The sequence below is a fragment of the Myxococcus hansupus genome (assembly GCF_000280925.3).
In the GTDB taxonomy this organism is placed as follows: Bacteria; Myxococcota; Myxococcia; order Myxococcales; family Myxococcaceae; genus Myxococcus; species Myxococcus hansupus.
Map to the genome: position 1 here is coordinate 3,551,129 of NZ_CP012109.1, position 20,220 is coordinate 3,571,348.

18 protein-coding genes are annotated in these 20,220 nt (G+C 71.3%); 10 read left to right on the plus strand and 8 right to left on the minus strand.

All coding sequences use genetic code 11. The features are described 5' to 3' along the window. Positions 1-22 precede the first annotated feature (22 nt). Both hisC and cmk read left to right on the plus strand, forming a co-directional pair. Entirely contained in the window at positions 23-1,114 is a 1,092-nt protein-coding gene (gene hisC / locus A176_RS13820) for a histidinol-phosphate transaminase (protein WP_002636482.1), read from the plus strand. Beyond that, on the plus strand, positions 1,111-1,803 hold the full coding sequence (cmk, locus tag A176_RS13825) for a (d)CMP kinase (RefSeq protein WP_002636481.1): 693 nt from the start codon (positions 1,111-1,113) through the stop codon (positions 1,801-1,803). Before hisC ends, cmk begins: the two co-directional genes overlap by 4 nt. Here the strand turns inward: cmk and A176_RS13830 are convergent. After that, positions 1,800-3,935, minus strand: coding sequence for a lytic transglycosylase domain-containing protein (locus A176_RS13830; RefSeq protein ID WP_044889147.1), 2,136 nt, complete (start codon positions 3,933-3,935; stop codon positions 1,800-1,802). The two genes, cmk and A176_RS13830, sit on opposite strands and share 4 nt — an antisense overlap. A gap of 358 nt (positions 3,936-4,293) precedes the next feature. On the opposite strand from A176_RS13830, the gene A176_RS13835 reads away from it, so the two are divergent. Further along, a complete protein-coding gene (locus tag A176_RS13835; protein WP_002636478.1) occupies positions 4,294-4,527 on the plus strand; it encodes a hypothetical protein in 234 nt (77 codons plus the stop codon). Positions 4,528-4,614: 87 nt separating this feature from the next. Here the strand turns inward: A176_RS13835 and A176_RS13840 are convergent, their stop codons facing one another. Further along, complete coding sequence (locus A176_RS13840) at positions 4,615-6,129, minus strand: CAP domain-containing protein (protein ID WP_002636477.1); 1,515 nt, start codon at positions 6,127-6,129, stop codon at positions 4,615-4,617. Then, positions 6,126-6,431 carry a DciA family protein gene (locus A176_RS13845; protein WP_002636476.1) on the minus strand — a complete coding sequence of 102 codons (306 nt, stop codon included), beginning with the start codon at positions 6,429-6,431 and terminating at the stop codon, positions 6,126-6,128. The genes A176_RS13840 and A176_RS13845 overlap by 4 nt, the downstream gene beginning before the upstream one ends. Positions 6,432-6,607: 176 nt before the next feature. Between A176_RS13845 and A176_RS13850 the strand changes: the two genes are divergently transcribed. Together A176_RS13850 and A176_RS13855 are read left to right on the plus strand one after the other, a co-directional pair. Next, positions 6,608-9,226 carry a hypothetical protein gene (locus tag A176_RS13850; RefSeq protein WP_002636475.1) on the plus strand — a complete coding sequence of 873 codons (2,619 nt, stop codon included), beginning with the start codon at positions 6,608-6,610 and terminating at the stop codon, positions 9,224-9,226. 99 nt (positions 9,227-9,325) lie between these two features. Then, positions 9,326-10,201 (plus strand): GGDEF domain-containing protein, encoded by an 876-nt coding sequence (locus A176_RS13855; RefSeq protein WP_002636474.1) that lies wholly within the window; start codon positions 9,326-9,328, stop codon positions 10,199-10,201. 54 nt (positions 10,202-10,255) lie between these two features. On the opposite strand, the gene A176_RS37600 is transcribed toward A176_RS13855, so the two are convergent. Both A176_RS37600 and A176_RS13865 read right to left on the minus strand, forming a co-directional pair. Beyond that, the gene (locus A176_RS37600) at positions 10,256-12,430 is read right to left on the minus strand and encodes a 1-acyl-sn-glycerol-3-phosphate acyltransferase (protein WP_002636473.1); all 2,175 of its coding nucleotides are present in this window, start codon (positions 12,428-12,430) and stop codon (positions 10,256-10,258) included. A 2-nt stretch (positions 12,431-12,432) separates the two neighbouring features. Continuing rightward, the gene (locus A176_RS13865) at positions 12,433-13,401 is read right to left on the minus strand and encodes an SDR family oxidoreductase (protein WP_002636472.1); all 969 of its coding nucleotides are present in this window, start codon (positions 13,399-13,401) and stop codon (positions 12,433-12,435) included. Positions 13,402-13,503: 102 nt separating this feature from the next. Between A176_RS13865 and mutL the strand changes: the two genes are divergently transcribed. The 5 genes from mutL (at position 13,504) to A176_RS13885 (ending at position 18,036) form a co-directional block, all read left to right on the plus strand. Next, positions 13,504-15,354, plus strand: coding sequence for a DNA mismatch repair endonuclease MutL (gene mutL, locus A176_RS13870; RefSeq protein WP_002636471.1), 1,851 nt, complete (start codon positions 13,504-13,506; stop codon positions 15,352-15,354). A gap of 95 nt (positions 15,355-15,449) precedes the next feature. After that, on the plus strand, positions 15,450-15,605 hold the full coding sequence (locus tag A176_RS39325) for a hypothetical protein (RefSeq protein ID WP_002636470.1): 156 nt from the start codon (positions 15,450-15,452) through the stop codon (positions 15,603-15,605). Positions 15,606-15,621: 16 nt separating this feature from the next. Then, positions 15,622-16,344, plus strand: coding sequence for an outer membrane beta-barrel protein (locus A176_RS13875; protein ID WP_002636469.1), 723 nt, complete (start codon positions 15,622-15,624; stop codon positions 16,342-16,344). A gap of 109 nt (positions 16,345-16,453) precedes the next feature. Then, positions 16,454-17,437: a tetratricopeptide repeat protein gene (locus A176_RS13880; protein ID WP_044889148.1), complete on the plus strand. Its 984-nt coding sequence runs from the start codon at positions 16,454-16,456 to the stop codon at positions 17,435-17,437. Positions 17,438-17,523: 86 nt separating this feature from the next. After that, a complete protein-coding gene (locus A176_RS13885; protein WP_002636467.1) occupies positions 17,524-18,036 on the plus strand; it encodes a hypothetical protein in 513 nt (170 codons plus the stop codon). A 3-nt stretch (positions 18,037-18,039) separates the two neighbouring features. On the opposite strand, the gene A176_RS13890 is transcribed toward A176_RS13885, so the two are convergent. The 3 genes from A176_RS13890 to A176_RS13895 are packed head-to-tail and all read right to left on the minus strand — an operon-like array spanning position 18,040 to position 20,218. Continuing rightward, positions 18,040-19,461, minus strand: a complete 1,422-nt coding sequence (locus A176_RS13890; RefSeq protein ID WP_226994309.1) for a peptidase associated/transthyretin-like domain-containing protein — start codon at positions 19,459-19,461, stop codon at positions 18,040-18,042. Then, positions 19,461-19,649 (minus strand): hypothetical protein, encoded by a 189-nt coding sequence (locus A176_RS39920; RefSeq protein WP_226994310.1) that lies wholly within the window; start codon positions 19,647-19,649, stop codon positions 19,461-19,463. Before A176_RS39920 ends, A176_RS13890 begins: the two co-directional genes overlap by 1 nt. After that, a complete protein-coding gene (locus A176_RS13895) occupies positions 19,646-20,218 on the minus strand; it encodes a hypothetical protein (RefSeq protein ID WP_002636465.1) in 573 nt (190 codons plus the stop codon). Before A176_RS13895 ends, A176_RS39920 begins: the two co-directional genes overlap by 4 nt. Positions 20,219-20,220 lie beyond the last annotated feature (2 nt).

Here is a 20,220-nt window from a genome sequence, read left to right on the forward strand (position 1 = left end):
TTCACGTACAGGGCCCTTCACCATGCGACCGCTCGTTCCTTCCCACGTCGAGACCCTCAAGCCGTACGTGCCCGGCAAGCCCATTGAAGAGACGGAGCGCGAGTTCGGGCTGAAGGGCGTCATCAAGCTGGCCTCGAACGAGAATCCGCTGGGCCCCTCGCCGCGCGCGGTGGAGGCCATGCGGAACGCGTCTGGCGCGACGCACCTGTACCCGGACGCCACGTCCTTCCACCTGGTGCGCAAGGTGGCCGCGCACGTGGGCGTGAAGCCGGAGCAGGTGGTGCTGGGCAGCGGCTCCAACGAGCTCATCGAGCTGCTCATCCGCACCTTCACCTCGCCGGAGGACGAAATCCTCCTGTGCCAGGGCTCCTTCTCCGCGTACCGCATCTCCGCGCAGGCCCATGGGCGGCCCTTCGTGGAGGTGCCCATGCGCGAGGGCTACCAGTACGACCTGGACGCCATGGCGAAGGCCCTCACGCCGCGCACGCGGATGGTGTTCCTGGCCAACCCGGACAACCCCACGGGCACCGCGTTCGGCCGCGAGGCGTTGAAGGCCTTCCTGGCGAAGGTGCCGCCCGAAGTGCTGGTGGTGCACGACGAGGCCTATTTCGAGTTCGTCGACTGGCCGGAGTACGGCAGCGCGGTGGAGCTGCTCGGTCAGCACCCGAACCTGGTGGCGCTGCGCACCTTCAGCAAGATTCACGGGCTGGCGGGCGTGCGCCTGGGCTACGGCATCATGGATGCGCGGCTGGCGGCGTATCTGCACCGTACACGCATGCCCTTCAACCTGACGGTGCTCGCGCAGGCGGCGGGCATGGCGGCCCTGGACGACACCGAGCACGTGCGGCGCACGCGCGAGGTCAACCAGGCGGGCCTGCGTTACTTCGCCGCGGAGCTGCCGAAGCTGGGCGGCACGCTCACGCACAGCCACGCCAACTTCGTGTTCGTGGACTTCGGCCGCCCGTCGGTGGCGCTCTACGAGCAGCTCTTGCGCAAGGGCGTCATCGTCCGTCCCTTCGCGGGGCAGGGCTTCGCCCATCACGTGCGCATCTCCGTGGGGACGCCGGCGGAGAACGCGCGGTGCGTCCAGGTGCTGAAGGAGATCCTCTCGTGAGCGTCCGGCCCTTCATCGTCGCCATTGATGGCCCCGCGGGCGCGGGCAAGTCCTCGGTGTCCAAGCTGCTGGCGCGCCGGCTGGGGTTCTCGCTGGTGGACACCGGCGCCATCTACCGGTGCGTGGCGCTGATGGCCCGCCGCGAGGGCATCGCCTTCGACGACGACGCGGCGCTCGAGGACTTGCTGGCCCGCGTCCACATCCACTTCCAGGTGGTGGGCGAGGAGAACCACGTGTTCCTCGGCGACCAGGACGTGTCCGGCGAGATTCGCACGCCGGAGAACTCCATGGCGGCGTCGCAGGTGTCCAGCCGCCCGGTGGTGCGCGCGGGCCTGCTGCAGCTCCAGCGGCGCTTGGCGCTGGAGTCGGAGAAGGGCGCCATCCTGGAGGGCCGGGACATTGGCACCGTGGTGTTCCCGGACGCGGACGCCAAGTTCTTCCTCGGGGCCAGCCCCGAGGTGCGGGCCCGGCGCCGGTACGAGGAGCTGTTCCAGAAGGGCGTGGAGAGCTCGCTGGAAGAGGTGCTCGCGGACCAGATGAAGCGGGACCGCGACGACTCCGCGCGCGCCGTGGCGCCGTTGAAGGCGGCCGAAGACGCCCTCCACGTGGACTCCAGCAGCACCCCGCTGTCCGAGGTGGTGCATGGCCTGGAGTCCGAAATCCTGCGCCGCATGGCGCGCCGCGCCTAGAAGCTGACGCCTTCCTTCGTGGGCGCGGGCACCACCAACTGGAGCTGGGGCGCGCCCGCGCCGTCGCCGTAGAACGCGTGGTAGAGGAACAGGTCCGCCACCACCTGCTTCACGTAGCCGCGCGTCTCCCGGAAGGGGATGGTCTCCACGAAGAGGTCCAGCGGCAGCGAACCGCGCTCCTGGGCCCACTTCGCCGCCGAGCTGGGGCCCGCGTTGTAGGCCGCCGCCGCGAGCACCGGGTGCCCGAAGCGCTCCATCAGCCGTGACAGGTACCAGGCGCCGTAGCGGATGTTGCGCTCGGGCGAGAAGAGGTCCGCGGGCGCGGGGACGGGCTCGGCCAGCTTCTCCGCGATGGCGTTCGCCGTCTTGGGGATGATCTGCATCAGCCCGCGCGCGTCGGCGACGCTCATCACCTCCGGCCGGAAGGCGCTCTCCCGCCGCATGATGGCCCACACCAGATGGGGGTCCACCTGGTGCTGCGTCGCCGCGCCCTCCACGGCGGTGGCGAACGCACGCGGGTAGAAGGCCGCGAGCGCGTCCGGCTCACGCGCGCCGAAGGCCCGGCCCCACAGGTGGCGCGCCGCCACGGCGTACGCGTGACCGTATTCGCCCAGGCCCAGGAGCGCGTGCGCGAAGGGCAGGGCCTGGTCCGCGGAGCGAAGGCGTCCGGCATGTGCTTCGACCTCGTCCGCCGCGTCCCGGAACAGGCCCGCGCGCGTCAGCTCCACGGCCAGCTCCAGCTCCGGCGGGCGCGTCGGCTTCAGCAGCTTCGGGGGCTGTGGAAAGTGCGCGGGCGGCTTCAGGCCCAGCGACTTGAGTCGCTCGTTCGCCATCAGCGCGTAGAAGGACGCCGGCGCCGACGTGATGACCGCCGTGTACGCGGGGCCCAGCGTGTCCTGCCTGGCGCCCTCCAACTCGCGGCTGCGCGCCATCCAGTAGCGCGCCTGCGGGCCCATGTTGCTCTTGGGATAGGCCGCCAGGAAGGACTCCAGCGCGTCGCGCGCCTTCGCGTATTCCTCCAGCCGCAGGTGCGCCAGCGCGCGGAACCACATGCCTTCGTCCCGCCGCCGCGACTTGGGATACCGGGATTCGAAGGACGAAAAAGCCTTCACCGCGTCCGCGAAGCGGCCCGACTGCAGGTCCAGCCAGCCCGCGAAGAACGCGCCTTCGTCACCCGCGGCCTGGGAGGGGTACTTCTGGTCCAGCGCGGCCATCAGCGCGCGGGCCTTGTCGTTGTTGTCGGAGCGCAGCGCGCGCCGCGCCACCAGCAGGTCCGCCTGCGCGGCCGTGGCCGCGGGCCCCTTCCGTGCCAGCGCGAGCGCCTTGTCGGCCTCCGCCGACTGCCCCAACGCGAAGTAGGCCCGTGCGCGCAGCAACGCGACCCGGGCCGCCTGCGCCTTGTCGAGCTTCACGCCGTCCAGCGCCGCCAGCTCGTCGAGCGCTCGCTGCGTCGCGCCCGCGTCCAGGAGCCGGTCGGCCCGGGTGGTGCGCTCCGTGAAGCCCAGCTTCACGGGGGGCGTGCTCGTCTTCGTGAGCCACGCCATGGCCTCTTCGCCATACGGATGGGTGGGGAAGCGCAGCGCCACCGTCATCAGGTCCGCGCGCTGGCCCGTGGCGTTCCCCGAGGCGCCGCGCGCCTGGGCCCGCTGGTAGAGCAGCTCCACCGTGGGCGACGCGTTCGCGGCGGCCTCCAGCACCTTCGCCGCGTCCTTCGCCTTGCCTGCCTTCAGCAGCGACTCACCGAGCCGCGCGCGAGCGCGGGAGGCCAGCACCGCGGGCGGGTTCGACGCGAGCACGCGCTCGAAGTCCTTGGCGGCGCCCGCCGCGTCATCCGCATAGAAGCGGGCCTGCCCCAGGTAGAAGGCGTGGTAGGGGGCGAGCAGCGGCGGCGCGGGCCAGGCGGCCAGGAGCTCCCTGGCTTCGGCGGCCTGCCCATCCGACAAGGTGAGCGTCGCCGCCAGCAGCGCCAGGCGGCCCGTGTCCTCGCACTTCTTCGCGACGCACGCCGTCAACTCCGCGCGAGCGAGGGCCGCCGCGTCGGGCTTGTGGAGGCGCACGGCGTCCAGCGCCGTGGGGGATTGTCCCAGCGACACCCCCGCAACCACCCCCGCAACCCACCCACTCCAACTCATGTGGTCTTCCTTTCACGACGCGGCTTTGCGGCCTGCCAACGAGACGGACTCACCGATCATTCCCCTTGCACTTTGGGGAGGGTGGTTTGACAGCGGGCGCGACAAGTCCTAGATCCGCGCGGCGTCGGGCCTGTCCTGACTGTTCAGCACCAGATGTCATTCGCTGAAAGCGTCCAGGCGATTACGTGCACTTGGGTAGGAACAGCCGACCCATTGCGTCACCCGGAGTGAATCACTACCTTGCGCCGCCGTTCAGCGCCACTCCGGTCCACCGCCGCAGGGCGGGTTGAGTCGTTGTCGTCAGGTAGCACTGCTCGTTCATAGCGCTCGGGGGGAAACAGTTCAGAGGGAGGGCTCCATGAAGCCGTGTCCAGCCGATCTGCCACAAACCATCAACCCCGAAGCCGGGCCGAAGCGTGCCGGCGTCGAGACCCATCGCAATCTCAACTGTCATCAGTATGACAACTGCCTGGATGAAGCCGTCCGGCGGGGTTGGCAGTCGTTCACCTGCATGAAGTGCCCCATGTATCAGCAGGTGGCACCGCCGCAGATGGGACTCGAGGCCTACGCCACGCAACGCCGGCCCGTCTAGACGGGGCCGCTGTCCCAGCGAAGATGGCGAGGTCGCCCCTGTCGCATGTTTCAGGGGCTTCCCGCACGGGCCGCGCCGTGCGGGTCATCAAGGGACGGCCGCGTAGATGACGGCCACCCAGTATTGATTGGTCCCGAAGCGGCGGGAGTCTCCCTTCACCACGCCCACGCCCACGCGGTTGTTGGCGGCGTCGGCCAGGCTGCGGGACTCCGGAATCGCCGTGGGGTCCGACAGGACGAAGAAGTCCACGGAGGCCGTGCCCGCGTCGGGCAGGGCCTCGAAGACGCGCTCATGCACCGGGGCTTCACCCGGCTGCGCGGAGGGCTGGTCCAGCTCCAGGGCGCGCCGCGCATGGGCGCTGGCCAGCGAGTCCAGGGCGGTGCTGCGCGTCAGCGGCGGCAGCTTGCGTGACGCACGCAGGCGGCTCAGCGCGTCGTACGCCTCCTGCAGCGGGTCCGAGAACTCGGGGGTGGCCGGCGGCGCGACGGTGAAGACCTCCGTGAGGATGGCCTCCTGGCGCCCGTTCACCGTGTGGAAGGCCACGCCCACGCCCATGTGGCGGAAGCCCGGGTCCAGCACGTTGCGCCGGTGGCCGGGGCTGTGCTCGATGCCGAAGTGCGCCGCCAGCGGGCCCGCCGCCAGACCCAGGTTCTCCCCCGCGCGCACATAGCGCGCCTCGGCGGGCAGCCGCTTCTTCAGCGTGGAGCCGTCCGGGGCGATGTGCGCGAAGAAGCCGTCCCGCGCCATGCGCGCGCTGTAGTCCTGGGCCACGGTTTCGAGCAGCGCGTCGGGTTTCAGCTCGGCGACGCCGTGCACGCGGCGCAGGGCGTTGATGCGCTCGTAGAGCGCCACCCGGGCGTCCTCCAGGGTGGTGGGCTCAACGGTGTCCTCGCGGGCGGTGTTCGTGCCCGGAGCGCCGTGGTCCACGAGGAAGAGGGAGGCCACCTCCGGGCCGGCGTCCGCGCGTCCCACCACCTCGACGGTGTAGGTGCCCGGGGCGGCGAAGTGGAGCCGGGTGCAGAAGCCGCCCGGCTCGCCCCGGGACGGGCTGGGGACCCGGTGCACGGTGCCGTCCGGATGGGTGGCGTAGACCTCCGCCTGCCGCAGTGGGGAAACCAGCGCCCCGCAGAGCGTCGCCGCCCGAGGCTTGCCGTCCGCCAGCCTGCGCGGAAAAGGTTGGAGCTCCGCCTTGCGGTCCACGAGCAGCAACACCAGCGCCGCGCGCTCGGCCTTCACCGCCACGCCCACGCCGAAGTGCGAGGTCCGCTCGCCATTGAAGTCGTCGCGGACGAGGAAGGTCTCAATGGCGTGCCGAGGCACCCAGGCGCGGATGACGAGCGTGCGCGGTGACGGGTCCGCGGCCCCCGCGTCACTGACGGCCCGGGTGAGGGTGAAGAGCCCGGGGGCGCCGGTGGTGTATTCGGTGAGCGCCTCGTGGGCGAGCCGCCGCGCCGCGGTGGACAGCTTCGGGTCCTCCACGGGGACACGCCGGCCCACGCGCTCGAACTCGCGGCCCACGTGTTGCGCGGCGCTGCGCTCCATGGCGTCCGTCGTCGGAGGGGCCGCCGTCAGGAGGACACCGAGCGCCAGCAGGGCCATCATCGGCGCGGCGCTCCGAAGGCGAAGGAGAGGGCTGTCACCTTGCCGGGACCGAGCCGCGCGTTGAGCCGCTCACAGAGGGACGCGGACTCGGCCTCCAGGCTGCGTGCCCACTCCGCGCCCGTCACGGCCACCACCAGCGTGGTGCCGTGGAGCGCCTGGGGGGTGGTGTGCCGAGCCAGGTGTGGACCCACCACCGCCGCCCACACGGGCGCGAGGGCAACGCCCTTGCCGGACTCGCCCGCGAGGCGCGCGAGGACGCGAGGCAGAAGGTGCTCCAGGGTCTTGGGCTCGCTGCGGGCCATGGGGGCCGATCATCGATCCATGGAATCCGAAAGCCAACCATCCCTTGCACAGGCGGGGCGTCCGGCGGCCAAACAGGCTATATTGCGAATCGAAGGGCGGCGGCCGGCGCCGCGTACCGTCGCGCAGCACGCGTCCTGCTGTATGGTCGCGGACGGTCCCCCGGAGCCGCACCCGCATGAGTTCCACCCCTCGTTTCCCGCTGCTGGCCCGCCTGGCCTGTGTCCTGCTGTGTCTGAGCGGGTGTGGCGATTATTTGGAAGGCGACGTCACCGGTCGCCCGGGGCCGCCGACTTCCAGTCGGGAGTTCTGCGCCGTCGACCAGGACTGCTCGGATCCGGACCTCTTCATCTGCGACACGGCCACCGCGCGCTGCGTGGCGGCCTGCCGGACGCAGGCGGACTGTCGCGGCGAGCGCCGCGGGATTCATGCGCTGGCCGTCTGTGACGATGCCGGCGGGCTCGGCTGCCAGTGCGACATGAACCGCTGTCTGCCCGCGGTGTGCGCCGCTGACTCGGACTGTGAGTCGGACGAGGCGTGCCGGGATGGCGCGTGTGTGGCGCCGCCCGAGCCGTCCCAGGCCGCGTCGTGTGAGGTGACGCCCGCGGTCGTCGTTGGCAGTCCGGGGTTGGCGGTGGACTTCCAGGTGTGGGTGCGTGACGCGGCGGGGCGCCCGTTGGTGCCGCGCGAGGGCATGACGTGGGAGGCGCTGACGCCCTCGGTGGTGGGGGCTGGCACCGGTGCCGCCGGGCGCTTCGTCCTGGCCGAGCCCGCCTCCGAACACGCCGCGGTGAGCGTCCAGGTCGGGGAAGCGTCGTGCTCGGCGCTCGTCACCGTCCTGCCCTCGGAGGTGGCGACGGGTGGGGTGCGGGTGCTCGTGATGGATGCGCAGACCGGCTGGCCGGTGCCGCTGGCCGTGGTCGCGGTGTCGGACGATGACGGCGAGCAGACGGCCGCCATGGTGACGAACGCGGACGGCACCGCGTGGGTGCCCGCCAGGGGCGAAGTCGGGCTGACCGCCTACCACCCGGATTTCGGCTACCTCACGTTGGCGCGCCACGACGCGAGCCGCTTCCGCGACGTGCGGCTGGCGCTCGTGCGAAACCCGTTGGACCGCTTCGGGGGCGTGCGGGGCGAGTTCCCCACCGTGGAAGACTCCCTCACCGCCAGCTCGTTGCTGCGCGTCGGGGTCGCGGGGCTGTCGGTGCCCGGGCTGCCGTCGGATCAATCCGCTGAGTTCGTCGCGGGGCCGGAGCGCGAGGTGCCCTTGCCGGTGTGGTCCACGGGCGTGCCTGGGCCCCAGAATCTGTCCTTGCCGTCCGGTGCCGCCCTCTGGATGGCGGACAGGCAAGCGCCGGAGGTCGCGCTCCCGGGCGTGGCCGGCATGTGCGACGGCGCCTTTCTGAGTGGATGGGACCCGGAGTTGGCCCCGCGCGACGGCGCCTGTGGGACGCGCACGGCCTGGGCGTTGACAGGGGTCGTCTCGCTGGCCGACCTGCCGCTCGGCGCGCTGCAACCCAAGATTGACCCGCTGCTCCAACTGGGCCGCCTGCTGCAAGGCTCGCCGCGCTTCTTCTCGTTGGTGGCGCGAGACACCCGCTTCACCTTGGCGCCCACCCCCGGAATCGGTGTGGGCGAGCCGGATGTGCGGACGGTGGAGTATGCGCAGCCGCTGCCCTTCGGGGACTCGCAGGGCGTGCGCCTGTCGTTCCCCTTCGTCGTCCAGGTGCCGTCACTGCCGCAGTACCAGGGGACGTACCTCGACCGGGCCTACGTGCTGGCCACGGTGGCCGCGCCCGGCCGTGGGCTGGTGCCCCTGGGACTTGGCGCCGCCGCCAACACCTCGCCCGCGGATCCGAACACGGATGCGGATTTTCGCCTGGGCCGGCCCGGCCACGTCGCGGTTCGCATGGCCCCGGCTCACGGCGGGTTGGAGGGGCAGCCCTACCGTCTGCTGGTGGCCGCGGTGGGCGAAGCGCCGGATGGCTCGTTGGCCACGAGCACGCTCGTGAAGACCCTTTCAGGGCCGCAGTTCGATCCGGAGGGACTCCGGCCGGTGAGCATGGACGCTGGCTTCCTCTCCCTCCCGGAGTCCGCGCGCTACAACTTCGACGGTGAGTCCCATCAGGGGCTGGAGGCCCGCGAGTTCCAGGCGACCGTGGACCCGCGCGCCAATCTGGTGCGCGCCGAGTTTTCGACCCGCGCGGGCCGGCGCTGGACGGTGTTGATGCCGCCGGAGGACCTGGACGACGGTGTGCAGGTGCCGCGGCCTTCTTTCGGGTTCGAGGACCGCACGTACGCTTCTCCGCTTGGGACCACGCGCGCTCGGCTCCATGTCGAGGTGCTGCGCGCGGCGGCGCTGACCCGCCGTGAGGGCGAAGGCGTGGCGCGCCTGGTGGCGGCGGACGGTCCCCGCATGGAGCGGCTCGCGGACCTGACGGACGCCGTCGCCTCCGTGCGCCTGGGCCACCCCGAGGTGACGTGGCTTCACCCCGAGGCGGACGGTCAGCGGCTGGCGCGGGGCAGCGCGGTGCGCCTGCGCGTCACCGGGTTCCGGCTGGGGGCCCCCCCGGAGGGCCAGGGGCGGGTGCACATCCGCCTGCAAGGAGGGGCCGGCTGCGTGGGCCCTTTCGACACCGAACAGGACGTCCCGACGCACGGCGTGGGCGAGTTCGAGCTGCTCATGCCGGCTGGCTGCCAGGGCGTGGGGGCGACGTTGACCGCCACCCTGGTGGGCCCGGACGGAGACCCCCTGCGTCCGTTCGTCAGGAGCAGCCGGCGCGTCGACATCCACTGACGTCGAGCCCCCGAGTACGTGGGCACCCACCTGGGTTCTCGCGCTCTGGCTCGCTTTCCCGATTTGCCGGGTGGTAGCGTTGCGCTCCCGGGAGGCAAGGTGCAGAAGGAGACGGTCGTCACGGTCATCTCGAAGATCTCCGACCGGCCGGTCAACCTCGACGCGGCGCTGGTGGTGATCTACGGCCTGGACCTGGGGCGGAAGTTCGACCTCACGTCCGGAGAAACGCTCATCGGGCGTTCCTCGAAGGCGGACATCCAGATCGATCAGGAGTCGGTCAGCCGCAATCACGCGGGCATCACCAACTCGCGTGAGGGCGTGCGCATCCGCGATTTGGGCTCCACCAACGGCACGTTCATCAACGACGAGCTGGTGGAGGGCGGACGGGAGCTGCGCAACGGCGACCTGGTGAAGATTGGCCGGACCATCTTCAAGTACATCGCCGGCGGGAACATCGAGGCGGCGTACCACGATGAAATCTACCGGCTGACCACCATGGACGGCCTGACGCAGATCTACAACCGGCGCTACTTCGACGAGCAGTTGGACCGGGAGATTTCACGCAGCCGTCGCTACGAGCGGATGCTGTCGCTGGTGCTGTTGGACATCGACCACTTCAAGGCGGTGAACGACAAGTACGGTCACCTGGCGGGTGACTCGGTGCTCAAGCAGCTCGCGTCCACGGTGCGCACGAAGATTCGCCGCGAGGACGTGTTCGCGCGCTACGGCGGCGAGGAGTTCGCCATCCTCCTGCCGGAAGTCTCCCTGGCGGGCACGCGGCAGCTCGCGGAGAAGGTGCGCCGGTTGGTGGAGAAGCAGCGCTTCGAGTTCGACCGGCAGGCCATCCCCGTCACCGTCTCGGTGGGGCTTGCGGCGCTGGAGCCGTTCCACCGCGAATCCGGTGAGCTGGTGCGGGACGCGGACGAGAAGCTCTTCGAGGCGAAGACGACCGGCCGCAACCGCGTGATGGGCTGAGCGCGCCACGCGGTCTCGCGTGGCGGTGCCCAGCGCCGGCCGTGACGCCTGCTCTCAGCCCGCGAAGACGGAGCGACGCTCGCGCAGCAGGGACTGGAGCATGCTCTGGATGGACTCGCGGGTGCGCTCGGTGAGGCGCTGCACCTCGCCCAGGTCGTCCGCGGCCTCGGGCGGGAAGTCCTCGACGCCAATGGGCTCGCCGAAGCGGATGCTCCACTTGGCCGGCAGCGGCAGGGGGCCCAGCGGCGTGAGCGGCACGTAGGGCAGACCCAGGAAGGACGCGGGGATGCGTCCCAGCAGCGGTGACGTCTCCTCCGCGCCCACGATGGCCACCGGGACGATGGGCGCGCCGGTGCGGAGCGCGAGCTTCACGAAGCCGCCGCGGCCGAAGCGCTTGAGCCGGTACCGCTCGCCGAAGGGCTTGCTGAGCGCCTGGTAGCCTTCGGGGAAGACGACCAGCGGGCGGTGCTCGTCCAGCAGGCGGAGCGCGTTCTCCGGGCACGCGCGCACCGCGCCCATGCGGTTGAAGAGCGTGCCCACCATGGGCGCGTGGAAGACCTGGTCCTCCACCAGCCAACGCGGCTCGCGCAGGTCGGGGCGCTCGCGCGTGAGCGCCATGGACATCACCAGTCCGTCGTAGGGCAGCGCGCCTGAGTGGTTGGCCACCAGGATGGCCGCACCCGGGGGCACGTGAACCACGCCCTGCACGGACACGCGCCAGTACTGCGAATAGAGGAACTCGAGCACCGGCTCCAGCCGCTCGACCAGGGCGGGGTCCTTGCCGTACTCGTCGAGGTTCGCGCCGCCGCCCGTGCCGAGCCCGGCGCGGAGCATGTCCTTCAGGCCGCCGACCGCGAGCATCGCCCGGGCCAGGCTCTCGCTGGCCAGGGCCTGCCCCGCGATGTCCTTCGCCAGCGACAGCGCCGCGACCGCGCGCTCCGCCAGGGGACGGACGCTCTCCGGGCCGCTGCGTCCCGCGTCGGGCGGGAAGGCCTCACGCGCTCCGTCCTCCGCGTACGAGGGTGGCGGCACCAGCGAGAGCGGGCCGCGGCGTCCCGGCGGGAACTCGTCGCGGGTGGCGTCCGGCAATTCCACCTCTGGCTCCACCGCGGTGGTGTCCGTCTCGTCGGTCACCACCACGCTGACAGACGCCTCTTCCGCCCAGAGCGCTTCCTCCGATTCCTCCTGTGCGGAGAACTCGTGGGGCCGCGCCTCGTCGGAAGCCTCCTGTGCGGAGAACTCGTGGGGCCGCGCCTCGTCGGAAGCCTCCTGTGCGGAGAACTCGTGGCGCCGCGCCCCGTCGGAAGCCCCCTGTGTGGGGAACTCGTGAGGCCGCGCCCCGTCGGAAGCCCCCTGTGTGGGGAACTCGTGAGGCCGCGCCCCGTCGGAAGCCTCCTGGGCGGAGAACCCGTGGCGCCGCGCCCCGTCGGAAGCCCCCTGGGCGGAGAACTCGTGGCGCCGCGCCCCGTCGGAAGCCTCCTGTGCGGAGGCATGGCGGGTCTGCGCCTCGTCCGCTGCGGCGCGGGCGGCGTGGTCCGCCACCTGCGCGGCGACCGACGCGGCGAGCTCGCGCTCCTGCTCGGGAGGCCTCGACGGCGAGTCCTGTTCCAGCAGCGCCTCCACGGCGCGCTCCGCCAGTTCGGTCGCCACCTCCGTGGCCATCCACCGCTCGACCTCGGCGTCGGGGTCCCCGCCGGTGCCCAGCGTCTCCTCCACGGCCGCCGTGGCGGAGACCTCCGCTGCCTCGGAGGCCACCGCCTCCGCCAGTGCGTGGTCCACGTCGCGTTGCGCGTCCGTGAGCGGTCCCGCGTCATTCACGGGGCCGGGCTCGAACTCGGTCGCGAAGGGCTCGGCGGCCGCGGGCTCGCGCAGCGGCAGGGCGGCGTCCTCCGGGCCGTGCGACGCCGGGCCGCGCGCCTGGGCGCGGGGGGACGGTGCGTGGGCCGCGGCGCCGGGCTTCCCGGACGCGGTACCCACCTTGCCACCCCGGGCCTTCGCGGCGGTCTTCTTCTCGGGCTTTCGCGACTTGGCGGAGGCGGCCTTGCCACCTGTCTTGCCGGGGGCCGCGGCCTTGTGCGCGGAGGCCTTGGCGCCGTTGCCGGATTTGCCCTTCACCGGCTTCTTCGCCGGAGCCTCCGCGGCCGTCTTCGCCTCACCGGTGGCGGGCTCCGCGGAGCGCGACGCGGCGCCGCGCTGGAAGGGATCGTTTCCAAGGACACCCTTGGCCATGACTAGCTCCTCTTCAGCGCCGCAGCGGCGTCCCTGACATGGTGGAGGGGAATGAAGCCGAGCGCGGATTCGGCGCGTTCGCCGTCCGCGACCCATGAGTAATGGATGTAGTCGAGCAGGGCCACGGGCAACGTGCCCGCGCCCACGGCGTCCAATGTGTGCAGCGCGGCCCGGAACAGCGGGCCGGGCAGGGGGAGCGGCCGGGCGCCCGCCTGGTGGATGAGGCCGGACAGCGGCATGACGCCCCGGCCCACGACGTTGATCTCCCCCGACGTGTCCGCGCGCAGCGCCAGGTGCAGGGCGCGCGCGGCGTCGTCCTCGTGCAGGCCCTGCCACAGCGGGTCGTAGCCCATCAGCGTGGGCACCACCGGGTTCCTCAAGAGCCGCGTGGCCGGGTTGTCCACCGAGGGCCCGAGCACCGGCGCGAAGCGCAGCACCAGCACGCGCATGTCCGGGTGCCGCTCACGGAAGGCGCGCACCTGGCCCTCCACCTCGACCTTGTCGGTGACGAAGCGGCTGTGCGGGCATCCCTGCAGGGGCGAGTCCTCGCGCAGCATCGCGGGGTTGTTCCCGCGCGCGCCGTAGACGGCCGTCAGGGACGGCACCACCAACCGGGGCAGCCGCGAGCGGCCCGCCGCGGTCAGCACGTTCATGGTGCCGATGACCTCCAGCTCGTGCGCCAGGGAGCCGTTGCGGATGGGGCCGAACAGGAACGCCAGGTGGTAGAGCGCGTGCACGGGGCGCTCGGCGAGCGCGTCGGTGAGCTCGCCCTCCGCGTCGTAGCGGGTGAGGTCCACGCGGTGGAACTCCACCTTGGCGGACGCATCCTTCGGCCGGGCGACGTCGAGCACCAGGATGCTCTCCACCTCCGGATCCTGCTCCAGCCGTGACAGCAGGAGCCGTCCGTAGTCACCGCTCGCGCCGGTCACCGCGACGCGCAGCCGCCCCTTGCCTGGTCGAGACACGTCCATACGCGGTGTCGTGTGTTAGCCCAGCCGCCTGGGATTGTCAGCCGCCACTCATGTTGTGTTGCTGGACAACGTCGCCTGGGTGGCGGAGGGTGTTCGGCCGCCATGTCCCGGATTGCCCGACTCAGCGATGTCCTGATCAACAAGATCGCCGCCGGCGAGGTCGTGGAGCGCCCCGCCTCCGTGGTGAAGGAGCTGGTGGAAAACTCCATCGACGCTGGCTCCAGCACCATCCGCATCGAGCTGGAGGGTGGGGGCGTGGACCGGATCATCGTGTCCGACGACGGGCACGGCATGGGGCGCGTGGACGCGGTGGCCTGCCTGGAGCGCCACGCCACCAGCAAGCTGCGGGAGATGGATGACCTCTTCCACATCGACTCCATGGGGTTCCGGGGCGAGGCCATTCCCGCCATCGCATCCGTTTCCCGGTTCACACTTCACACCGCCGATGCGAACTCGGAGGTGGGGACGCGGGTGTCGGTGGAGGGCGGCGGACCGCCCGAGGTGGAGGATGCGCCGCCCCGCACCGGCACCGTCATCAGCGTGGAGGACCTCTTCTTCAACGTCCCCGCGCGCCGCAAGTTCCTGCGCCGGGGCGACACCGAGCTGAAGCACGCGGAGGAGGCCGTGGTGCGCCTGGCGCTGGCGAACCCGGAGGTGGGCTTCTTCGCCTCGCACGAGGGCGGCACGCTCTTCTCCAGCGCCGCGTGTCCGGACGACCCGCGCGAGCGCATCGCCGCGGCGCTGGGCTCGACGTCCCACCCGCACCTGTTCCCCGTGGAGGAGCGCCGGTTGGGCGTGGCCGTCACGGGGTTCGCCGCCTCGCCCGAGTTCACCTTCAACAACGCGCGCGGCCTCTACACCTTCGTCAACCGCCGTTACATCCGCGACCGGGGCCTGATTGGCACCATCCAGCGCGCCTACCAGGACTTCCTGGCCGCGGGCCGCCAGCCGGTGGTGGTGCTGCACATCGACGTGGACCCGCGCGCGGTGGACGTCAACGTGCATCCCCAGAAGCAGGAGGTCCGCTTCGCGGATGCCCGAGGCGTGCAGGAGGCGGTGACGGCCGCGCTCAGCCGCATGCTCCGTGCCGCGCCGTGGCTGGGCTCGGGCGTGGAGGGGGCCACCCCGCAAGCGGGCCAGCCCATGGACGCGGCCCACTATGCCCACGCCGTGGAGCGCTTCCTCACCCGGGCCCAGGAGGCCGCCTGGGGCGCGCCGTTGCCCACCGCCATGGACGCGCCGGGGCTGCCCGGGATGCCGCCGTCCATGGGGCAGGGCGGCCACCCCGGAGCGCTGCCCTTCGCCGCCGCGCTGGGGCAGGCGCCCGCGTTCGGTCAGGCCCAGCCGCAGCTCAACGAGGCGCCACCGCCGGGCTACTTCGGCGCGCTGCGGCCCCTGGGCATGCTGGGGGGCCGCTTCCATGTCTGCGAGGGCCCAGGCGGCACGCTGGTGGTGATGGATCCCCACGCGGCGCTGGAGCGCGCGCGGCTGACGGGTTACCTGCGCGCGCTGGAGTCCAGCAAGTCGCCCCCGGCCCCCACGCTCTTCGGCACCACGCTGGAGCTGCCCGTCCCCGCGGCGAAGTCCCTGGTGGAGGGCCGCGAGGCGCTGTCCCGCCTGGGCTTCGACGTGGAGCCTTTCGGGGGCACCACCGTCGCGCTGAAGACGGTGCCTCCGGGGCTCGAGGGCGCGGATGCGCGCGCGCTGTTGGAAGCGCTGGCGCGGGCCCTGCCACCCAAGGGCGCGCAGCTCGACACCGTCACGCTGGCGGAGGCCCTGCGGGTGATGGCGTGCCACGCCGCGCGACAGGCGGGGGCCGTGCCGCTCTCGGACGCGCAGTTCCGGGCGCTGCTGGGCGAGCTGGACCGCGCGGACTTCCATCCCACGTGCAGCCACGGCACGGTGGTGGTGCTGGAGATGCCGCTGCTGGAGCTGGAGCGCCGCGCCCGCTGAGCGCCCCGAAAATTGACGGAGCAAGTCCCGCTGTTACGGTGCGCCACACGCCTGTAGCACCCAGGCCAACCTCCGCAGCGCACAGGAGCGGGCACATGCACGGTGTGATCACCCTGCGGGACGTGGTGGCGAACCTTGGCGTGGTGCTGCGCGAGTTCGGCGCGGTGTGCGTGGTTCGCTGTCTCGTGGCGTCGCTGCGCCGCCAGCGGACCACCTTCCTGGAAATCGCGCTGTGTCCCAAGCGCCCCTGACGCCAAGCCCTCCTTGATGCTCCGTCGCCTTCTTCCGCTCGCACTGCTGCTTTCCGCTCCCGCCGCCGCGCAGGACTTCTCCTACGACGATGAGGAGGCCTCCACCTCGCTCGACGGCGTGGGGCGCATCACCATCCAAGGCGGCTGGCGCATCACCCCGAACAAGACGCTGTACGACGGCTGGTACTCGCGTGCGGCGAACCAGGGGCTGCCGCGCGCCCGTGAGGTGTCGGGCGCCCCCATCCTCACGGCGTCGTTCGCCTATGCCATCACCGACATGGTGGAGGTGGGCATCGACCTGTTCGGCTCGCAGAGTCGCCTCTACCTCAACGAGCCCGGGACGGACGGTGGGCCCCCGCAGGCACGGCAGGTGGACACGCTGGGTTACGGGGCACTCGTGGGCCTGCGTTTCCAGACGGTGGTTCCGCAGCTCGGGCCCCAGGGGCTCGTGGTCTTCGCGGGCCTGCTCGCCGGGCCCACGTTGATTTCGTCCGAGCGCAAGGGTGAGGCGCTCCAGGAGACCACCACCCAGGCCTGGATGGGCAACGCGGGGGCCACGTTGAGGCTGACGCCCCGGTGGGGCATCACCGCGGACTACCGGCTGGCGTTCCTCCGGGGCCCCGTGGGCCCGGCCACCGGGCGCGTGGGCTCGTTCAGCATGGGAGGGAGCTGGCTCTCACTGGGAATCACCTACAGCTTTCCAGCAGAGCCATCCCGACCGCTTCCTGGCAGTCTGTAGGGGAGGCGAGCAAGCCGGACGCGGCTTGCCCACTCCTGGAAATGCATGGCCTAAGCAGTGCTGTTCCGCTGCGGAAATTATCGCCGCATGACCGGGAGAACTCCTTACGATGCGTGAATCGGCCGAGATCATTTCCGGGCCCAGGAAGATGTCCATGCCAGACCAGCCGAAGACGGATGTGGAAAAGGAACTCACGGATCTGCGCCGTGAGATCGTCGAGGCACGCAACCTCGTCATCAAGAGCGACAACCTGCTCAAGAACCTCCACGCGGAGGTGAAGGCGGTTGGCAAACGCCACGAAGATTTCCAGAAGCGCCAGTGGCTCTCCTCGGCCGTGGCGTACGTGCTGTTCGCCGTCATCTCCGTGGGTGCCGCGTTGATGATCACGAGCGCGCGCAGCTCCAGCGCCACCAATGAGAAGGAGCGCCTGGAGAAGACGGTCGCCGACCTGTCGGGCCAACTGGAGAAGCAGCGCGCGGACACCGCGGCGCACCAGTCCGTCCAGCAGGAGGCGAACAAGGTCTACAAGATGATGACCAGCCTCCCCGGCGACGAGCGCCTCAAGGGCATCGACGCGTTGGTGAAGCTGGACACCACGCGCCTGAGCACCCTGGAGCGTCAGGCCCTCAATGACCGCGCCGCCGTGCTGCGCCGCGAGACGGGCGACGCCGCGTTCGAGCAGGGGAAGATCGCCTTCCGCAAGAACGAGATGGACGGCGTCATCGCCAACATGGAGCGGTTCCTGGCCATGAACCCGCCGCAGGACCAGGCGCTGGACGCGTCCTTCTTCCTGGGCACGGCGTACAACAACACCCGCAACCACGAGAAGGCGGTGCCCCTGCTGGCCCGTTTCGTGGACGGCGACCGCAAGTCCAAGACGCGCGACTACGCCATGCTGCTGCTGGCGCACTCCTACCAGGAGGTGGGCCAGTACGATAAGGCGCTGGAGATCGCGCGTGACGCGGCGGGCAGCTACCTGAACAGCCAGTACCAGTCCCAGTTCCGGGGCCGCATCGCCACGGTGAAGCGGTTGATGAACCCGGAGTCCGGCGCCGCCGCCCCGGCGCAGGCCACCAGCCAGCCCGGCCAGTAGGCCGCCTGGGCCTTGAGCCCGCCACCGGACGGTGGCCACAAGGAAGCGTTGCCACACGGGGTCCACGGTCGTAAGACCTGGGCCCCGTGTCCGCTCCCGACCCTCGGAAAGATCCCCGCTTCCGCCGCTTCCGTGGCGCCGCGTATGGGATCCACATCCTGCTCACGACGCTGTTCTCGCTGTGGCTCATCTGGAGCGTTGGCCGCTCCGTGTCGGCGATGACGCCGGACAAGCTGCCGCCCGCACCCGTCGCCCTCACGTACCGCGAATGCCTGGACGGCGCGCGGGCGCTGTGGTCGGAGCTGGAGAGCGGGCGGGAGAAGCTGGTGAACGTGTCGCCCGCCAAGAGCGTGGACCAGGAATGGATGCGCTTTCGCACCGCCTGGCTGGAGAAGCTGCGCGTGCGGGAGTCCGAATGCGCGCTCGACTCGCGCGAGCGGGCCTCCCTGCGCGAGGTCTTCCGGCGCCTGGTGCGGGTGCAGGACCTCTACGCCATCCACGCGGTGCAGTACGCGGGCGAGGTCGGCGGCGCGGTGGACGCGCTGCACGACGCGCTGGAGTCCGCGGGCCGCAATCCCGGCGCCGGCCGGCTGCCCTGAGCCTCAGCGCACGGGCAGCAGCGCCTTGTAGCGGCCCATGTGGTCCGACACCGTCTGGGCCAGCAGCACGGAGAGGGGCCGTCCCTCCAGGTTCGCCACCCGGTAGAAGCGCACCGAGGCGTAGGGCGCGGGCTGGCCGGCCTCGCTCACCACGCCGCGCACGGTGCGTCCCCGCTGGAGTGGGAAGCTCGCCAGAACCTGGGGCCGCGTCTCGTCACCTGGCAACACCGTGACGACGCGGGTGACCCGCGGCAGGTTCTCCGTGGGAACGAAGTCCACGCGGTAGACGCCCGGATCCAACCGGATGACGTAGTCTCCCTCGCCGTCGCTCGTCCCCTGGGCTTCGCCCCCGGTGGGCGGGCGGGGCCACCCTGGCACCTGCCCCACGGGGTTCGCGAGCACGCGCACGCCCGCCGCCGGGCTCTGGCCGTCCGTCCGGAAAACCCGGCCCCGGACGATGCTCCGCGCCGGACACAGCACGTCCGTGAGGTGGGCGCCCGCGCGAGGCACCTCCACGGGCTGCACCGTCAGGCCGGAGTCGGAGCCCGAGGGCGGAACGACGACCAGCGACAGGACGTTGCCCGGCGCGGAGGGGAGCGTCTGGCCCGTGAAGCGGCCCTCCGTGTCGGTGTAGCTCAACGGGCCCTGAAACGTCCCGCCGCCGCCCACCTGGCCTCGCAGGGACACCGAGGCGTTCGCCACCGGCTGGCCGTCCCGCGCCAGGATGCGGCCGGAGACCTGGACCGGCTCACCGAAGTCGCCCATCTCCAGCGGCGTGGTGAGCGGCTCGCGGGGATCCACCGTGAAGGTCTTCTGCGGCACCCACATGTCCCGCGTGGACGTCACGCGAATCAGGAGGCTGTTGCGCTGCGTGGCCTCCTCGGGAAGGAAGAGCGCGAAGTCCCCGGTGGACCGGGTCACCGTCACACGCTGGGACAGGGGGGCGAGGTTCGCGTCCAGCGCCTGGACCTCCAGCTCGGCGTCCACGGGCAGGTTGCCCTGGCGCACCACCCGGCCGAGCAGCCGCACCACCTGGTCGGGAGAGGAGAGCACCAGGTGAACGGGCGCGGTGTCCCCGGGGTCGACCCAGGTGGTCCCCCGCGCTGGCGGCAGCTCCACGTCGTCGGCCGTCAGCGTCACGGTATAGGCACCGGTTCCCACGGGCAGCACCCACGTCCCCTTGAAGGGCACCAGGTGCGCGGAGAAGTCGCGCGTCACGCCGGGCAGCAGTTGGCTCTCCCCTTGGGCGGTCAGCCGCAAGGGCTCGGAGTAGAGGCGGGTGCTGTTGGGCTGCTCGGGCGTCGAGGTGTCGCGAACGACGGTGCCGTGGATGACGGCGGGGCCGAACAGCGCCAGGTTCAGCTCCGGCCGGACGGTGTCCACGCGGAAGTCCTGCGCGTGCAGGCCGTCATTCGGGTTGGGCATCACCTCCACCACGATGTCCCGCCCGGGTCACCGCATCCGTCCGGGAAGCAGACCTCGTTGGTGCCGCAGTCCGTGTCGGCGCGGCACACCAACTGGCTGGGGTCGGGTGTGTTGTCCAGCAGCACGCACCCCATCCCGCCCAGCCATGGCACCAGCGCGACCCAGGTGAACCGCCGCCGGGCGTTCATCGGCAGGTGCCCTGCACGGTGTTCACCGTCCATGCGTAGGAGACGACGAAGCCCGGGTTCTCCAGGGTGGTGCCGTCCGGCATCCGCACCGGGCGAGGCTGCACCACCCGGTTCAGGAGCACCGCGTCCGTCACCAGCGCTTCCACCAGATGGTAGCCGGGCGTGCCCAACGGGTTGTTGGCGGACTCCAGGCTGATGGTCAGCGTGCCCCGGTCGGCGCGGAGGGTTTCGCTGCTGTTGAGCAGCGGCCTCGCGAAGTAATACCGGTTCGGGTCCTGCGGGTTGTAGTCCACGTACCAGTGGACGACGATCGAGTCATCCACGTCCGGGTCCTCCACCGCCACCTCGAACGTGAGCTCGCACCCGTTCGCGCCGAAATCCGGGATGAAGCGCTGATGGGGCAACACCAGGTCTTCGATGATGCGCGGCGGCCGGTTCATGAACTCCGGCACGCTGTCCAGCAGGGTGTCGTCCTGGGGAATCAGGCACCCGGACGCGGCGCAGCTCGCGGCCACCAGCAGCCGCAGCCTTCGTCTTCCGGAGTCTTGCCGCGTCGTCGCTTCCATCATCC

Excerpts from the sequence above, each read along its gene's own strand:
- hisC (WP_002636482.1), top strand. The coding sequence starts at position 23 with ATGCGACCGCTCGTTCCTTCCCACGTCGAGACCCTCAAGCCGTACGTG.
- A176_RS13830 (WP_044889147.1), bottom strand. The coding sequence starts at position 3,935 with ATGAGTTGGAGTGGGTGGGTTGCGGGGGTGGTTGCGGGGGTGTCGCTG.
- A176_RS13835 (WP_002636478.1), top strand. The coding sequence starts at position 4,294 with ATGAAGCCGTGTCCAGCCGATCTGCCACAAACCATCAACCCCGAAGCC.
- A176_RS13840 (WP_002636477.1), bottom strand. The coding sequence starts at position 6,129 with ATGATGGCCCTGCTGGCGCTCGGTGTCCTCCTGACGGCGGCCCCTCCG.
- A176_RS13845 (WP_002636476.1), bottom strand. The coding sequence starts at position 6,431 with ATGGCCCGCAGCGAGCCCAAGACCCTGGAGCACCTTCTGCCTCGCGTC.
- A176_RS13850 (WP_002636475.1), top strand. The coding sequence starts at position 6,608 with ATGAGTTCCACCCCTCGTTTCCCGCTGCTGGCCCGCCTGGCCTGTGTC.
- A176_RS37600 (WP_002636473.1), bottom strand. The coding sequence starts at position 12,430 with ATGGCCAAGGGTGTCCTTGGAAACGATCCCTTCCAGCGCGGCGCCGCG.
- A176_RS13865 (WP_002636472.1), bottom strand. The coding sequence starts at position 13,401 with ATGGACGTGTCTCGACCAGGCAAGGGGCGGCTGCGCGTCGCGGTGACC.
- mutL (WP_002636471.1), top strand. The coding sequence starts at position 13,504 with ATGTCCCGGATTGCCCGACTCAGCGATGTCCTGATCAACAAGATCGCC.
- A176_RS39325 (WP_002636470.1), top strand. The coding sequence starts at position 15,450 with ATGCACGGTGTGATCACCCTGCGGGACGTGGTGGCGAACCTTGGCGTG.
- A176_RS13875 (WP_002636469.1), top strand. The coding sequence starts at position 15,622 with ATGCTCCGTCGCCTTCTTCCGCTCGCACTGCTGCTTTCCGCTCCCGCC.
- A176_RS13880 (WP_044889148.1), top strand. The coding sequence starts at position 16,454 with ATGCGTGAATCGGCCGAGATCATTTCCGGGCCCAGGAAGATGTCCATG.
- A176_RS13890 (WP_226994309.1), bottom strand. The coding sequence starts at position 19,461 with ATGCCCAACCCGAATGACGGCCTGCACGCGCAGGACTTCCGCGTGGAC.
- A176_RS39920 (WP_226994310.1), bottom strand. The coding sequence starts at position 19,649 with ATGAACGCCCGGCGGCGGTTCACCTGGGTCGCGCTGGTGCCATGGCTG.
- A176_RS13895 (WP_002636465.1), bottom strand. The coding sequence starts at position 20,218 with ATGATGGAAGCGACGACGCGGCAAGACTCCGGAAGACGAAGGCTGCGG.